Source organism: Planococcus daihaiensis, assembly GCF_049262615.1.
GTDB lineage: Bacteria > Bacillota > Bacilli > Bacillales_A > Planococcaceae > Planococcus.
Genome location: NZ_CP175504.1, coordinates 1,440,475 through 1,456,014, shown reverse-complemented (window position 1 = coordinate 1,456,014; position 15,540 = coordinate 1,440,475). Strand labels below are relative to the sequence as shown.

Below are 15,540 nucleotides of genomic sequence, written 5' to 3'. Positions count from 1 at the left end.
TAGCGATTGGTTGTTGAAAATCATTTCCCATCCTTCATGTAGCGGTTTCCGGTATTCATATAAATTAACCCGAATACTATTAGGACTCCCAGTAATACACCACCGGCAATCAACAGGCTGTTTAGTTCAAGCAAATCACCAATAGACAGCAAGGCTATTGGAAATATAAAGCTTAAGACCAACTTACCCGTCGCCTTGCACAAAGCCACTTCATCGTATTTTTCCTTTTCTTTTTTTGGCAGCGTATTATAACCCGCAATCAGCATCGCGCCTTTGCCTTGCAGCAGATAAAGGCCAAGAGCAAGAAGAAGCAGAATGCCACCTAAAGAAATAATCAACTCCTTTATCATTGGAGAACACCTCATCACCATAATTTTTCAGGGCCTGTCATTGTGACGGGCCCTGATTTTTTTCTTTATCCTTATTTTGACCGGTTAGGGAAGCCTTTTCAATCGTTTTTTTTAATTCCCTAAAAGCGAACTGAGCTGAAATCTGAACAGCGAAATCAAATTTTTTTGTAGAAGTGCTTGCAGTTTTTCGAAGAACCTTATATGCTATAAAGCGTAATCATTACTATTTAAAGAAGTATTGTTTATCAGAATGGAGGAAGACAGATGGATACGAAAATTCCAGTCACGGTCTTGAGCGGCTATTTGGGCTCAGGCAAAACTACCTTGCTGAATAATATCCTGCATAATCGCGAAGGGCTGAAAGTGGCAGTCATAGTAAATGATATGAGCGAAGTGAACATAGATGCTTCATTGATTGAACAGGGAGGATTTTCGCGCACTGAAGAGAAGATGGTCGAGATGCAGAATGGCTGTATTTGCTGCACGCTCCGGGAAGATTTGGTCCTCGAGGTGGAAAAACTGGCGAAGCTTGGAACGATTGATTACATAGTCATTGAGTCTTCGGGGATCAGCGAACCGGTTCCGGTGGCGCAGACCTTTTCCTATCTCGATGAAAACCTCGGGATCAACCTGTCCGATATTTGCACCCTCGACACGATGGTGACTGTGGTCGATGCTGCCAGGTTTTGGGCTGATTTTGCTTCGGGTGAGACGCTGCTCGAACGAAAAGAAGCGGCGACAGAAGATGACGAGCGGGAAATTGCCGATTTATTGATCGATCAGATTGAATTCGCAAATGTGTTGGTCGTAAACAAGCTGGATAAGGTGGCGCCAGAGAAAGCCGAGGAGTTGAAAGCCGTATTGAAGCGCTTGAATCCGGATGCCAAAATCATCGCCACGGTATATTCACACGTCGACATCCAGGAAGTGCTGAACACGAAGCGTTTTGATTTTGAAAAATCCAGCCAAAGCGCAGGATGGATAAAGGAATTGAATGAAGAACATATACCCGAGACCGAAGAATATGGCATCGGCTCTTTTGTCTTCCGCAGCACCAAGCCTTTTCATCCGGAACGGTTGATGGCATGGATCGTCGATTGGCCGGTCGAAGTGGTCCGGGCAAAAGGCTTTTTATGGCTTTCCACACGTGATGGGTCCGCGGTGCTGCTTTCCCAGGCAGGTCCCTCTTTGAGCATTGAAAGAGCAGGCGCATGGGATGAGGATTACGGAGTGAAGATGACCGAACTTGTTCTGATCGGAGTCGGAATGGATCAGCAGGCCATTACGCAACAATTGGAAGATTGTGTGCTGACCGAAGAAGAAATGGTAATGGATTGGAACAATTTCGAGGATCCCTTACCGGCATTTTACGAAGAATTTTAAGCGAGAGAGGAGGCAGCTGAAATGCGCGTTAACATTACATTGGCATGCACCGAAACTGGTGACCGCAATTATTCGACGACGAAAAACAAACGCAATAACCCTGAGCGGATCGAAATGAAGAAATACTGTCCGCGACTCCGAAAGGTCACGTTGCACCGGGAAACGAAGTAAAAAAATTTCAGTGATTTTAAAACGTAAACATTACTATTTAAAAGGAGAGATGGACATGGCAAAAAAATCAAAAGTGGCAAAAGACCACAAACAGCAAAAGATGGTGGCCCACTATGCGGAGCTTCGCCAGGAACTGAAGGAAAAAGGGGATTACGAAGCGTTAAGAAAACTGCCGCGAAATTCTTCGCCGACCCGTTTGAAGAACCGCTGTGAATTAACAGGCAGGCCAAGAGGCTATATGCGCAAATTTAACATGTCCCGGATTGCGTTCCGGGAATTCGCCCACAAAGGTCAGCTCCCAGGGGTCAAAAAAGCCAGCTGGTAAATAGGGTATAAATTTTTCATCACTCCAATGAGCAGGGACGTGCAAAAAATGAATGAACGGTTAATGGATTTTTTATTGAAGAGTGAAATCGCCAGGCTTCCAGAGGAGGAGCGGAAACTGTACCAATTCGTTACGGAGGCAGAAGATTCACTGGCTGAAAAAGCAGCGACAGTAGATGAATTTTACAGCCTGGTGTTGGCGGATTCTCCCGTTAACGCTGCCATGAATTATTTCCAGTGGCCTTACGATAAAGTTGTCGCGATGCTCATGGATGTGGAAGTGGAGCTGGATTGGAAAATCAAGCAGCGCAATAAAAGAGTGAAATGGATTGAGTTCAAGACAAAACGGGATGCGATAGCAGCAGAAAACAAAAAGCTGTTTTTATTCATCAATTAGCTGTTAAACGATTCTTGAACGAATTTCATAAAAATAAATAATGGAGCCGTGCATTGGGAAGGAGTGCTGAAACATGTTCAAATGGATAATTGTCGGCGGCGGAATTCAAGGGATAACAATGGCGAGTTATTTGATCAAACAGAAGAAGCTTGCCGTCGAAGATCTGATAATCATCGACCAGCATGCGGAACCGCTGGCCAATTGGCGGCGCTGCACCAATGTTATCTCCATGCCTTATTTGCGTTCGCCGGCTGTTCATCATTTGGACGTGAATCCATTCAGCTTGGACGCATTCGGCAAAAAAAATGTTGCCAGCGAAGCCGCCTCTTTCTATGGAAGATATAAACGGCCATCGCTGCTCTTGTTTGAAAACCATTGCGATCATCTCATCAACGATTTGGAGTTGGAGCAGGCATGGGTCCAAGGAGCGGTGGAAGCCGTCAGCAAAATCACAGCAGGTTGGCAGGTTCATCTGCAAAATGCGGAAAAGATACAGGGAGAAAATCTGGTGCTGGCCATTGGCAACAGTGAACAGCTCAGCTGGCCGGAATGGGCTGTGGCGTTAAAAGACCAATTCCAGGCGCCGGTCCATCATATTTTCGATCCGGCTCTTCCTGATTTCGGGGAAATGAAAGCGCCTTTTACGGTTATTGGCGGAGGGATCACAGCGGTCCATTTGGCGATGAAGTTGAGCGCGCTGTTTCCGGAACAGGTGACGTTGCTGAAGCGGCATCCGTTCCGCATCCACGATTTTGACAGTGACCCCGGCTGGCTGGGGCCAAAGGAGCAAATTCCTTTTCGCAAAGCTGGGTCTTATCAAAAGCGGCGCAAGCTGATAGCGCAGGCACGCCACAAAGGTTCGATTCCCCGCGATTTGTACACCAAGCTGCTGCATCAAAAACGGAAAAATAAGCTGCGCGTCGAAGAAATGCAAATCCATCATGCCCGATTTGAAAAAGACGCAATCCAGCTGTATGACGAGACAGGCCGGATGATTCACCGGAGCGGGACGGTCCTATTGGCAACCGGCTTCGAGTCGATGATGCCGGGAGGAAATTGGCTGCCATCGGTCATCAAAGAAAACGGACTCCAATGTGCAAATTGCGGATTCCCTATCGTCAATGGCAATTTGCAATGGGGACAGAATCTCTATGTAATGGGCTCGTTGGCAGAACTCGAAATCGGGCCGATCGCCAAAAATATTTCCGGCGCCCGGCAGGCAGCTGAGCGTATCATCCAAGCCTAATCGTCTGGCTCCACAATCCCTTTGATCGTGTCTATATTTCCAGACAATAGAATTGAAAATCCCCATAGAAAAGGCACTGCCCGAAAAATCGGACAGTGCCTTTTACTGATTATTTGCTTGGCCAGTTCTTCGAAATGTAATTCTCAAAAACTTGCCGCGATGTGAAGGTTGGTGTAAAGCCGAACTCCTGCTTCAGGCGGGTATTATCCAATACTGGCCGGTATCGAAGGAAATTGATCTGATCTTCGCCGTATTGCGTCAGGTTCAAGCGTTTCAACACGAACAATCCGTTTTTCACCAGACCTGCCGGCAAGCGCATCACTTTTTTTTCGAGCAGTCGTCCTAAATCGGTGATGGTTAAAGCGCCGTCGCCGGCGACATTGAACACACCGGTTGTGGCATTCGAGATTGCCTGGATCAGACAAGCGACGACATCCTGATCCCAGATGAAGACAAATGGACTTTCGGATCCCCGGATGCCGAGAACAAACGGTTTCTCGAAAAGTGCTGTGATTTGATTGTTCACATTCTGGCCGAGGATGGTCCCGATGCGGAAAATGACTTGCTCAAGTTCCGGATGCTTATCGCGGTAATCCGTCATCATTTCTTCACCCAGCCGCTTATGGTGTGAATAGGCAAATTCCTCGTTGCCTCTTAAACGATCCGTTTCCGTCAGCCATTCCGGATTATCGGCATGATAGCCATATGCCGCACCGCTCGAAGTCACGACAATCCGTTTCACTCCGGCGGCTATACAGGCTTCCAAAACATTTTTGGTGCCAAGGACGTCTACGGAATACTCAAATTCTCGATTGCTCTTCTTGCCGGGGGTCACAATGGTTGCCAGGTGCACGACGGTATCGATTTCCTGATTCTTCATAAACTCCGTAAATTCTGGAGCGCGGACGTCCATTTTGTGATAGCTCGTATGTGAACCTAGTTCATACTGGGGCTGGTCTCGGATATCCGTCGCGATGATGTGCCACGTTTTTGTATTTGCCGAAATTTCCTTCTCCAGTTTTTGTACAAGCTGGCTGCCGATATAGCCGGCAGCGCCTGTTATTAAGATGTTCATGCCGTCACACTCTCCCTTTTTGGCGCTGGGCGTTTGGACCAGAATGTTGCAAGCGCCAAACCGGACACGATATGCCAGATCGACCACCAGGCGGCTACAATCGCCATGCCGCCCAAGCCATCAAAGAAATTGAAAACGAGGATGAGGGCGAGACCCGAATTCTGGATGCCAATTTCAATGGCGATCGCCCGGCGATCCCGTTCCGGCAGTTTGAACGCGCGGGCGGTAAAATACCCGGTCAGAATGGCGATCATATTATGCAGGAATACGGCCAGAACCACCATGCCGACAAATTCCAGGAAGTAATTGAAGTTCGCCGCAAGAGCGCCGGCAACAAACACCAGGAAAAATCCTATCGAAAAACGTTTCATGAATCGACTGGCTTTTGATGACCAGCGAGGTGCCTTATGATTCACATACATCCCAAGTGCCAAAGGGATGCCGAGCAGGATGACAATCGTCTGGACGAGATCGATAGGCTGAATCATGAAAGAACGCAGGATTTCACGCGTTGGTCCGTATAATGAGCCCCACAGCACCACATTCAAAGGCGTCATGAACAACGAGAACGCGGTGGATACCGCAGACATGCTGATGGAAAGTGGCGTATTGCCTTTTGCGAGGTGCGTCAGGAAATTCGACAGGTTTCCGCCTGGTGCTGCAGCCACCAGGAACATGCCGAGGGCAATGCTGGGCTGCGGCTGCAGGATCAGCACAAGCAAAAACGTCAGCGCCGGCATGATGACAAACTGCGCACTCAGCCCAATAATGAATGGCTTGGGTGAGCGCAGCGTCCGTTTAAAATCGACGGGCTTCAAGTCCAGTGCGACACCGAACATAATAAAGCCGATTAAAATATTCATCAACAGCAAAGTCGCCGGGTTGAAATTGAGTTGAACCTCATCGATGCCCATGGTTTATTTCCCCTTTGGTTCGGCGTGTAAGTCTTTGAAGTATTTCAGACCCGGCGCCCACATATGTTGAACCGGATTGACGTCGCAATGGATTACCGCGCATTTGTCGGTGGCGTATGCCTGTTCCAAAGCAAACTGCAGATCATTTGGATCGCTGACGCGAGCTCCGTAAGCGCCCATGCTTTGTGCGAGCTTATCAAATTCGATTTCCCCTAAATCTGATTTGATGCTTTCTTCCGCACTGAGCGATTTTTTGATCAGCGTCTTCACCGGTTTCAGGGCAAAATGCTGGTTCATTTTCACCATGCCCCATTGCTTGTCGCAGAATACGATGTAAATCACTTGAAGATTATTGCGCACAGCCGTTTCAATTTCCTGCGGATGGAAGCCCATCGCGCCGTCGCCGATCATGCAGACGACCGGTTTGCCGGGATTTGCAACAGCGGCACCGAGGGCCTGTGCAGTGCCGGCGCCAAGCATGCCGAATTTGAAAGTCGAAAACACAGAACCCGGCTTTTCAATCTGGTAATAGAAGTTTGCCCAGATGGTTGTGTTGCCGCCATCAAAAACGACAGGCGTGTCTTTCGGGAAAACCTGTTGGACAGTGGCCGGAATAATGGCGGAATTCATCGGCACCGACGTATCGGAAAGTTTCTCATCCAGCTTCCTCCGGTCCTTTGCGCGTTCCTGGCCGAAACGTGCGATATATTTTTTCATTTCGCTTGTATTTAATTGGTCTTTTTTCGTATCCAATTTTTTGCGAAGCTTTGTCAAGAAGCTGGCGATGTCGCCGTGGATGGCGAGTTCAACGGGCTTGTTGCCGCCCAGAATGCCTGGATCCAAATCGACTTGAATCACTTTCTGATCCTTGTTCCAGTAAGGCGCTTTGCCCCACCAGTCCGTTTCGCCGAGGCGGGAGCCGAGCACGAGCACCAAATCGGCTTCATTGCGAATATTATTATTCGCTTCGATGTGAATCATCGGCATGGCATGGGGACTGCTTTCGGGAATCGCACCGCGTCCGGCCCAGCTTGTCGTTACGAGAGTGTTTAGCAATTTGGCGGCTTTTTCAAGTTCCTCGGAAGCCTGCGCATGAAGAACGCCGTAACCCGCATGGATGATCGGGAATTTAGCTTTTAACAGCAGTTCCACCGTTTGATCGACCTGTGCATCGGAAGGTTCCGGCTGGGTCATGGAACGGTATTGATGCGGCTGCCAGAAAGCAGGCTCGTCTTTGAATTTGCCGTTGATGATATTTTCAGGAATATCGAGGTGTACCACCCCCGGACGCCCTTCGTAACATTTGCGGAGCGCACGCCGCATCATTTCCGGAATGCGATCAAAGGAAGGTACAGCTTCACTCCATTTCGCCAGTTGAGAAATGACGCCGGATTGGTTGAAGCATTGATACGTTCCAACGCGGTCCGGGTACATGATGCCGGTGCGACGCGAGCTTGTGATGACGAGGACGCGATTTCCTTCCGCTTCCTCGACCACCAAGCCAGGTAAAATATTCGCTACGCCCGGACCGTTGCTTGCCATGCAGACACCTAATTTTCCCGTGGCGCGGGCATAGGCGCCCGCCATATGTGCCGCACTCGTTTCGTGGCGCGGTGTTACCAGTTCTATGCCGTGCGGTTCGAGCTTGGAATAAAACCCGAAATACGTCCCATCGATGATGCCGAATACATTTTGAACCCCTTCAATTTGCAGCATTCTTGCCAATACTTCGCCGCCTGTAATTTCTCCCATTTTTCATTCCCCCATTAAGTCTGTCAACAGATTTTTGTAAATTTCCGTGATGTCTTGTCGTGTTGGAATTTTACGGTTTGTTTCGATTCCATTGCCGGACAGTGCATCTTCCACCAAAGTCGGAATGGAATTTTTCAATTCATCCAAATCGAGACGCTTTTTCGCTTCTTCTTTTATTTCAAATAAAACATTCAGTTCCTCAATAAATGCAAGGACGCTTTCCGTACCGAGCGTGTCCGCAATGGCGGCATAGCGGTCATGTGCCGCGTCCAATCCAAAAGCGATGACATACGGATGCATCAGCGCGACACTCAAGCCGTGCGGCAGCGAAAATCGGGTGCCAAGCGGGCGCGCCGTCGCATGAGCCAGGTTGGTGGAACTGTTTGAGAAAGCGAGGCCCGCAAAGGAGCTGCCCCGAAGCATGTCGTCGCGCGCCTGCGAGTTTTGCGGCTCAAGATAAGCGGTCCGAATGGCTCCACCGATGGAGTGAATCGCTTCGAGTGCGAAAGCATCACTGATAGCTGTGGCGCGGGTGGAGACATATGCTTCGATCGCGTGAGCCAGCGCATCCAGTCCGGTTTCGGCAGTGATTTTGGGTGACATGCTGAGCGTCAATGCCGGATCCAGTAGAACGACATCCGGAATCAAAGCGGGATGGCCCGGATTCAGTTTGCGCTTTAGCACGGTATCCGTGATGACGGTCACCTTCGTAACTTCGCTGCCGGTTCCGGCGGTGGTGGGCACCGCAATCAGTGGAATCTTTTCCAAGTGTTGTTGCTGTGCGATATCACGTAACGTGAGTCTTTTGTTCGCAGTCAATACGGATAAGGCTTTTGCAAGATCCAGCGCAGTGCCGCCGCCAATCGCGAGGATGCCGTCTGACCCTGATTGTTCAAATTTTCTTAATGCGTTATCCAAATGATCGGTCGTCGGTTCACTTTGGAAATCAGTGAAAAAGTGAAGAGATATGCCATTTGCTGTGAGCTGTTCAAAATTTTTAGCTAAAGACTGTTTGGTTCGATCACTGAGCATTACAAAAAGGGAAGTAGCCTGAATCGCCTGGCAGGCCTCGTCCAATTTGTTGATGCTGCCGGCGCCGTGAATGATTCGCGGCGCAAAGTGCGTCGTTGAAATCATGTGGCTCACCGTCCTTGCCGAGTCATTTTGAGGCGGAACACATACATTTCCGGCTTCACGACACTGGTGTAATATTCAATCGGCTGCCCGGCCGTATCTGTAATCAGGCGGTCGACCACCAGCCCGTTGACGCCCGGTTCTAATTCCAGTTCCTCAGCATCATCCCTTTGTAAGGGCTTACAAGTTATGGCTTGCTCAGCTTCGTGCATCGTCACATTCAGATCATTTTCCAAAACTTCATAAATGGTGATGTTATGTAAATCGTATCTTTCCAGCGCGGCACCCAGTTCCGTCGCATAATAATGGCTTTCGATCGCAATCGGTTCGCCGTCCGCTGTCCGCAGCCTTTTGATCAAATGCAAACGGTCTTTCTTCATATAAAAAGCAATCGCATCCGGTGCATCGACCACACCGCTGAACAGGAGTTTCGAACCCGGCTTCATGCCCATCCCTTTTACCGTATCGGTCAAACTGTGGAGCGCGTGCAGCCATTCGTGCACTTGTTTATTGCGCTTGATGAACGTGCCCTTGCCGTGCACCTTTTCCAATATCCCATCATTGACGAGATGATTGATCGCTTCACGGATTGTCGTCCGGCTGACAGCGAAGCGTTCCATCAACTCCCGCTCACTGGGTACTTTTTCTTGATGCGCCCCGTCTGCAATCTCTTTCTTCAATAAATCCCTTATCTGAAAATGATAGGGAACAGGGCTGTCTGTATCGAACATTCGAATCCCCCTTATATTCATCATGACGTCACTACCAGTTGGTATACTAGTTATTATAATGACAGTGATAGAGAATTGCTAGACTAAATGTTAAATTATTCTAAAAATTCTGTGCAGAGAAATTAAACCAGATTATATATAGGGGAATTCATAAAAAAGTGCCCCTGATGAGCTTACCCGGTCTGTTCTCTATCTAATTTTTGTGAAGCTTTTTGTTTTTTTGAATATAAATAGCCCAACCATATTTTGATTGAGCTACAGTAAACAGATTTAATTTTCTTCATTACTGCCTTCTTTGGATCTTGCTTCAATTTGATAGATTCCATAGCTGAGTAAAGCAATAATTACTGCTGTAAACAAATAAGGAAAGGGATTAAAGTTGCCATTACCTGATTCACCAAATAAATATACCAACAAATCATTAAAGCCCCTGGACTCATCGAACAAAGGAGGAATTATAAATAAGCCCATTAGGAAGGCGGAAATCCACGACAATCGGCGCTTTGCCTTTTGACTAATGTTTGTATTTACTTCGCTGATCCAATTAGCTGCCCTGCCCACAATATTTGGCTTTATTTGATAGGTTTGGGCTAGGATATAACTCAATAACGCAGGTAATACTAATGCAAGGCCAAATATAACCATTAAACTAACATTAACTGTACCAGTGGCAATTCCTTCAATAATCAGTCCGATAAACAGGATACCCACAAGTATAGAATAACTTAGAGAAGCACTCCTCTTTTCTATTTCTTTTCCCAACTCTTCACTGGGTAAAATTCCATCCTTTTTCTTCTTCCGGGATCCCCATGTGATTGTAAATAGGAAATAAAATAAGAAAAGACTTGAGATTAATAATTCCGTAAATCCGACCGGTAGCCCCATGGAGAACCGATAAATCAGATTGCCGATTAACGCGATACTCCCTAGACCCAGTAATACGGTAAACACCTTTCTACTCTTCATTTTTTTCCCCACCTTCATTAAGAAATAACGTATCCACGGTGACTCCCAAATTTTTAGCCATATCAAAAGCTAACTGTAAACTGGGATCATACTTGTTGTTCTCGATTGCGTTGATTGTTTGCCTGCTGACATTGCACATGTCTGCAAGTTTGCCTTGCGAAATGTTTTTCTTTTCACGTAACCCCTTAATTTGATTTTTCATTGATAACATCCTTTACAGGGTAAGTGTGTAAAAAACCTTTTACACCCTAAGTGTAATAAAAGACAGTTCAATTGTCAAACATGTTTGACAATTGAATGTCTCTCATACAAATTCTATCGGCAATACCACTCCGTTGAACTGCGGTTTGTTTATCTTCACTCATTTTCTGAAATCCCGCTTTAAAGACGCTTCGGCATGTACAAACGCTTCCCAAAGAGTTGAATGAATTCAATCTCTATATCAGTTAAATAATTCCATTTGGCAGATGGATAATAATTAATTTAAGATTGGTCTAAAAATGTAAATTATTTCAACAAAGGATATAATAAATAAAGAATACGAAATATTGGCTTAATGAACAATTAATAAACAAACATTTGAAAAGAGGTTTTTCCCATAGAACTATTGGATTTATTTTATAAGAGGTATACAGCTACCGTTGAGGCAGCAGATTATGTAGAATGGGCAATTGATCATTTGGATTTAAATACACTGGAAGTGAAAATATTGGCAGCTATGGGAACGGGCGCGCAACTGAATATATTTGAGGTTGAAAAGATGTTTGATGAGGCGATGAACAGTATAGCAGGGGACGTGCCTACCAAAAATCAGTGTTTGGAGCATCAGTTAAAAAAGCTGCATTCAAAGTTGTTGCTTCCGAACAAGGATGCGCTACCGATCGTGAAAGAGATTTACGATTTTACCATCATGCATGAATTCTTCGAAGAGCAGATGGAATGGCAGGAAGTAAGCGATGCTGCGGATGATTTCCAGTATGGGAATAATTTCTACGGCTATACGGCGGAAACGATCGATGAAATGATTCTTAAGAATGCCCGGAAACTTTGGGATTGCCGAACAAGCGGCATCACATTCAAAGAGTTTATTGGACAAAAAGTACTGGGAATCGATACCGAAAATAACTTTATTGTTCAATTTGAAAAGGGCGCAATCATTATTGAATGTCCATGGCGCATTCGGGATTTGAATGGAGTTTTGGTAGGGGAAACCGATATTCAATCCCATCAGAGCGAATGGGGAGCAGTAGTAGACTTGCTGGTCGGAAAAACGATTCAGGATGTTCAATTATATGAAAACTGCCCATTTTTGATCGTTCAATGTGACGGAATTTTCCTGGATATCTTTCACGCAAGTTCAGTTTTCGACGGCTGGACCCTGACTGATGAGGCCGGTACATATTATTTTTCCATGCACGGGGGAAGCCATGCTTGAGGGCAGGCAGATCATTCCGGGATTTTCAGTAGTGGAAGAAGTGCTGATCCAGCGATACGATTTGCGTTATCGGGATCTTATAAAATATTGAGGGGGTTCTTTTTATGAAAAAAGCCATTTTGCCAATCGCATTAAGCTGTCTGGTTCTGATTGGAGGCCTTTTTATGCTTCTTTCAAATTACAAAGCAGACGCAGAATTATCAGGTTTTCCGGTTCCTCAAAATGCAGAGCTCGTTGAAGAAAATAAATACGGCAAGAACTTTGACTGGTCAAAAGCGTCGGGCGATCATGGCATTCCGTGGAGCTATCGATTGGCATTGAAATTAGATGGCTGGCAGAAAGTCGAAGGGGAGCTTACACCCATCTACCAGAAGGACGATAAAAGGATCGATTTAATTGCGACGACGGATCACTTGAGTGTTTTGACAGTAAAATAATATTTTCTCGAAAGCAGGAATCGAATGATTTATGAAGCGAATGACGACATAAGAGGAGCTTTGGTGCCCATGTTTGAAGGCATCGATAGCACGATTGCTCTATCGTATCTCCAAGGGCATATGGGAACGGCTTATGTGGATGATCTAGAAAATCCGCGGGTTGCCCAAATAATGGTGGGAATCTTCGTTTTCTATGCGGGGAATGCTGATACGGAAGCGGCGGAGGAAATGCTGAATAATCTTCCGGATTACAATCTGATAATCGTGGATTCTGACGATTGGAAGCAACGGATTGAAGCGGTTCATGGGAACCGGATGGAAAAGTTTCATCGCTACAGTTTGGAAAAGAATCCGGAACATTTGGATAGAGCGCATTTTCAGCAAATATTGTCCTCAATACCAGAAGGTTACGAAATCAAAAAAGTGGATAAGGATATCGCAAACAGCACGTCTTTCAACGAACTGTCTGAAGACTTTGTGAGCCAATTTGATTCTATTGATGACTTTCTGCAACGGGGCAAAGGTTATGCGGTTTTATTCGATGGCAAAGTTGTTTCGGCAGCGACATCCTTCAGCATTTTTGATAAGGGGATAGAAATCGAAATTGCTACAGATCCGGAATATCGAAGAAAAGGTTTGGCGGCTGTAACGGCCTCTGCGTTAATATTGGACTGTCTGGAGGATGGTCTGTATCCAAGTTGGGATGCGGCGAATGTTGAATCACTCCAATTAGCTGAAAAGTTGGGCTACATCTTTAAAGAAGCTTATGACACCTATTTTATTGATACTGAAAAATAGCATGATAATTTATTCAATAATAGATTGGAGAAAAAAACAATGAATGTTGAATTGACGAAGTTTCGCGTAAAGGAAGGCAAGTCAGCTGTCGTAGATGAATGGCTGGCATTTTTAAATGACAATATGAAAGATGTACTGGTCACGCTAGAAGGAGAGAAGATGTACGTAGAGACAATTTTCCGGGAATCGAACGACTGTGCAGAGTATCTGTATTGGTATTCCATCCAGGGCGAAGGCGGCCAGGAGGTGGAAACGTCCACTCACTGGATCGACGAAAAGCATCTGGCTTTTTGGGATGAATGCATCGATATCACATTTCCAGCAGTTGATTTGTCGGCGTCAGTGATTATGATTCCGTCGAATGTTCAGGCGAGTATGAAATAAAATTTCAAAAATAAAAAGCGGAATTCTTGCCCCATAAATGGAGTGGGAATTCCGCTTTTTTATACATTCAATGAATCATATCCGATCCAAAAATCCTTGCAATAATTTGTCCCCGTCCGGCGTCCCAATCGACTCCGGATGGAATTGGATGCCGTAAATCGGATAGTCATGGTGTTTTACCGCCATGATGGTGCCATCATCATCGGCAACTGCCTGGACCTCAAGGCAATCGGGCAGCGAGTCGGCTTCAAGCACGAGCGAATGGTAGCGCATCGCGGGAAGCGGATTCTCCATTTTGGAAAAGATGCCTCGATTGCCATGTGAAATTGCGGACACTTTTCCGTGGCGGATGATGGGGGCGTGAATAATCGTGCCACCGAAAGCGGCGCCGATCAGCTGTTGGCCGAGGCAAATGCCGAGGACGGGAACGGAACCGCCGGCAAGCTGCAGGAGCCGAATGGACTCCGGCGCTGCATCGGGATGCCCCGGGCCTGGGGATAGAATGATAGCTTCCGGCGCTTTTTCCAGAATTTCCTCTGCCGTCAGCACGCCGTAGCGCACCACTTCCACGTCGTAGCCCATCCCAGCCACCGCCTGATAAATATTGTAGGTAAATGAATCGAAGTGATCGATTAAGAGAATCATCCGAACACCTCCGTCAGGGAACGGGCTTTGTGCAAAGTTTCTTCAAATTCGGCCTGCGGAATCGAATCGTAGACGATGCCGGCGCCCGCTTGGACATGGACCTGGCCGTCTTTGACGACAAATGTTCGGATGGCGAGCGCCATGTCGAGGTTGCCATTGCTGCCGAGATATCCGACCGCCCCGCCGTAAACGCCTCTGCGTTCTTCTTCAAACTGCTGGATCAATTGCATCGCGCGAACTTTCGGAGCTCCTGACACGGTACCGGCCGGCAGACAGGAAACAAGCGCGTCAAGCGGGTGCATGGAGTCGCCAAGGTCGCCGGTCACTTCCGAAACAAGATGCATGACGTGTTGGTAGCGCTCGACTTCCATATATTTCGGTATTTTCACGGAACCGATCGCCGCCACACGGCCCACATCATTGCGGCTCAAATCGACCAGCATCTTATGCTCCGCCTGTTCCTTTTCATCTTGCTCCAAATCTGCGGCCAGTCGCTCGTCTTCTTCTTCGGTCCCTCCGCGTTTTCGTGTGCCGGCAATCGGGTTGGTCACCATATGGCCATTGCGGAGGGTCAATAAACTCTCAGGCGACGCCCCGACCACCGCGTAATCCGTAAAGTCGATATAGAATTGATACGGTGACGGGTTCTGCTTGCGCAATTTTCGGTACAGTGTAAAAGGATCACCCGCATAATCGGCGGACAAACGCTGCGACAAGACGATTTGAAACACGTCGCCGTTTTCGATATGTTCTTTGGCACGCGCTACTTTACCTTTATAGGAAGCCTCATCTGTATTCGAACGGAACACGAGCGGCTGCGGTGATTCTGGGTCTTCGGACGCTTCTGAGAGTTGCAATTGTGCTTCGACTTCCTCCGCTTTGCCATCTCTGGACACTATCGTTACGTCATGCTTGACGTGGTCAAATATGACGATGGTTTCGTAATAATGCAAGTGAATATCCGGCATCTGCAGGCTGTTCACCCGGGCCGGGTCTACCGGTTCATAGGCCCCGATGGCGTCGTAGCCGATGTAACCGAGCGCACCGCCAGTGAACGGCAAGCCTTCGACGTCCTCAAGCTCTGTCGGCACCAAACCTTTCAGCAGCTCGAGCGGCTTTCCCTGATGAAGCGTTTCCTGTCCGCTCCTGCAATCGATTTCTCTCAATTGGTTGCCTTCGCCGATGAATGTTTTCGACGGGTCGGCACCGATAAATGAATAGCGCCCCGTGTGTGATGTTTTCAATGAACTTTCCAACAAACATTTCTTTGGTCCTTGGAGCCGGTTGAACACTGCAATCGGCGTCAGTGAATCTCCTTCAATCTTTCTGATTTCCATCTCTGCTCATCTCCTCTAGTCTCAGTTCGGCAACGCCTGCCAATAAAAAAAGCCCTCTGCA

19 protein-coding genes are annotated in these 15,540 nt (G+C 47.1%); 9 read left to right on the top strand and 10 right to left on the bottom strand.

Annotation, left to right across the window (positions count from 1 at the left end):
- Window positions 1-20 precede the first annotated feature (20 nt).
- Window positions 21-350: a DUF3784 domain-containing protein gene (locus DHX103_RS06925; RefSeq protein ID WP_422124543.1), complete on the bottom strand. Its 330-nt coding sequence runs from the start codon at window positions 348-350 to the stop codon at window positions 21-23.
- Between the two features lie 264 nt (window positions 351-614).
- Here DHX103_RS06925 and DHX103_RS06920 point away from each other — a divergent pair, with 264 nt between their 5' ends.
- From DHX103_RS06920 to DHX103_RS06900, 5 genes are all read left to right on the top strand, one after another.
- Window positions 615-1,733 (top strand): GTP-binding protein, encoded by a 1,119-nt coding sequence (locus DHX103_RS06920; RefSeq protein WP_422124542.1) that lies wholly within the window; start codon window positions 615-617, stop codon window positions 1,731-1,733.
- 21 nt (window positions 1,734-1,754) lie between these two features.
- Entirely contained in the window at window positions 1,755-1,904 is a 150-nt protein-coding gene (gene rpmG, locus DHX103_RS06915; RefSeq protein WP_144840043.1) for a 50S ribosomal protein L33, read from the top strand.
- 55 nt (window positions 1,905-1,959) lie between these two features.
- Entirely contained in the window at window positions 1,960-2,229 is a 270-nt protein-coding gene (gene rpsN, locus DHX103_RS06910) for a 30S ribosomal protein S14 (protein ID WP_422124541.1), read from the top strand.
- A 48-nt stretch (window positions 2,230-2,277) separates the two neighbouring features.
- Window positions 2,278-2,625, top strand: coding sequence for a hypothetical protein (locus tag DHX103_RS06905; protein ID WP_422124540.1), 348 nt, complete (start codon window positions 2,278-2,280; stop codon window positions 2,623-2,625).
- Window positions 2,626-2,698: 73 nt separating this feature from the next.
- Window positions 2,699-3,871 (top strand): FAD/NAD(P)-binding protein, encoded by a 1,173-nt coding sequence (locus tag DHX103_RS06900; RefSeq protein ID WP_422124539.1) that lies wholly within the window; start codon window positions 2,699-2,701, stop codon window positions 3,869-3,871.
- Between the two features lie 109 nt (window positions 3,872-3,980).
- On the opposite strand, the gene DHX103_RS06895 is transcribed toward DHX103_RS06900, so the two are convergent.
- The 7 genes from DHX103_RS06895 to DHX103_RS06865 form a co-directional block, all read right to left on the bottom strand.
- Entirely contained in the window at window positions 3,981-4,946 is a 966-nt protein-coding gene (locus tag DHX103_RS06895) for an SDR family oxidoreductase (RefSeq protein ID WP_422124538.1), read from the bottom strand.
- Complete coding sequence (locus DHX103_RS06890) at window positions 4,943-5,860, bottom strand: bile acid:sodium symporter family protein (RefSeq protein ID WP_422124537.1); 918 nt, start codon at window positions 5,858-5,860, stop codon at window positions 4,943-4,945. Before DHX103_RS06890 ends, DHX103_RS06895 begins: the two co-directional genes overlap by 4 nt.
- Window positions 5,861-5,863: 3 nt before the next feature.
- The gene (locus DHX103_RS06885) at window positions 5,864-7,612 is read right to left on the bottom strand and encodes a thiamine pyrophosphate-binding protein (RefSeq protein ID WP_422124536.1); all 1,749 of its coding nucleotides are present in this window, start codon (window positions 7,610-7,612) and stop codon (window positions 5,864-5,866) included.
- A 3-nt stretch (window positions 7,613-7,615) separates the two neighbouring features.
- Window positions 7,616-8,749 carry an iron-containing alcohol dehydrogenase gene (locus DHX103_RS06880; protein ID WP_422124535.1) on the bottom strand — a complete coding sequence of 378 codons (1,134 nt, stop codon included), beginning with the start codon at window positions 8,747-8,749 and terminating at the stop codon, window positions 7,616-7,618.
- Between the two features lie 5 nt (window positions 8,750-8,754).
- Entirely contained in the window at window positions 8,755-9,477 is a 723-nt protein-coding gene (locus DHX103_RS06875; RefSeq protein ID WP_422124534.1) for a GntR family transcriptional regulator, read from the bottom strand.
- 270 nt (window positions 9,478-9,747) lie between these two features.
- The gene (locus DHX103_RS06870) at window positions 9,748-10,443 is read right to left on the bottom strand and encodes a hypothetical protein (RefSeq protein ID WP_422124533.1); all 696 of its coding nucleotides are present in this window, start codon (window positions 10,441-10,443) and stop codon (window positions 9,748-9,750) included.
- Window positions 10,433-10,645, bottom strand: a complete 213-nt coding sequence (locus DHX103_RS06865; protein WP_422124532.1) for a helix-turn-helix transcriptional regulator — start codon at window positions 10,643-10,645, stop codon at window positions 10,433-10,435. Before DHX103_RS06865 ends, DHX103_RS06870 begins: the two co-directional genes overlap by 11 nt.
- Before the next feature lie 477 nt (window positions 10,646-11,122).
- On the opposite strand from DHX103_RS06865, the gene DHX103_RS06860 reads away from it, so the two are divergent.
- The 4 genes from DHX103_RS06860 to DHX103_RS06845 all read left to right on the top strand — a co-directional run bounded on the left by DHX103_RS06860 (window position 11,123) and on the right by DHX103_RS06845 (window position 13,497).
- Window positions 11,123-11,878 carry a hypothetical protein gene (locus DHX103_RS06860; protein WP_422124531.1) on the top strand — a complete coding sequence of 252 codons (756 nt, stop codon included), beginning with the start codon at window positions 11,123-11,125 and terminating at the stop codon, window positions 11,876-11,878.
- A 104-nt stretch (window positions 11,879-11,982) separates the two neighbouring features.
- Window positions 11,983-12,315, top strand: coding sequence for a hypothetical protein (locus DHX103_RS06855; protein ID WP_422124530.1), 333 nt, complete (start codon window positions 11,983-11,985; stop codon window positions 12,313-12,315).
- A 24-nt stretch (window positions 12,316-12,339) separates the two neighbouring features.
- The gene (locus DHX103_RS06850) at window positions 12,340-13,113 is read left to right on the top strand and encodes a GNAT family N-acetyltransferase (protein WP_422124529.1); all 774 of its coding nucleotides are present in this window, start codon (window positions 12,340-12,342) and stop codon (window positions 13,111-13,113) included.
- Window positions 13,114-13,152: 39 nt separating this feature from the next.
- Window positions 13,153-13,497, top strand: coding sequence for a DUF6176 family protein (locus DHX103_RS06845; protein WP_422124528.1), 345 nt, complete (start codon window positions 13,153-13,155; stop codon window positions 13,495-13,497).
- A gap of 75 nt (window positions 13,498-13,572) precedes the next feature.
- Here the strand turns inward: DHX103_RS06845 and DHX103_RS06840 are convergent, their stop codons facing one another.
- Complete coding sequence (locus DHX103_RS06840) at window positions 13,573-14,142, bottom strand: anthranilate synthase component II (RefSeq protein WP_422124527.1); 570 nt, start codon at window positions 14,140-14,142, stop codon at window positions 13,573-13,575.
- Window positions 14,139-15,479, bottom strand: coding sequence for an anthranilate synthase component I (gene trpE, locus DHX103_RS06835; RefSeq protein ID WP_422124526.1), 1,341 nt, complete (start codon window positions 15,477-15,479; stop codon window positions 14,139-14,141). Before trpE ends, DHX103_RS06840 begins: the two co-directional genes overlap by 4 nt.
- Between the last annotated feature and the right edge of the window lie 61 nt (window positions 15,480-15,540).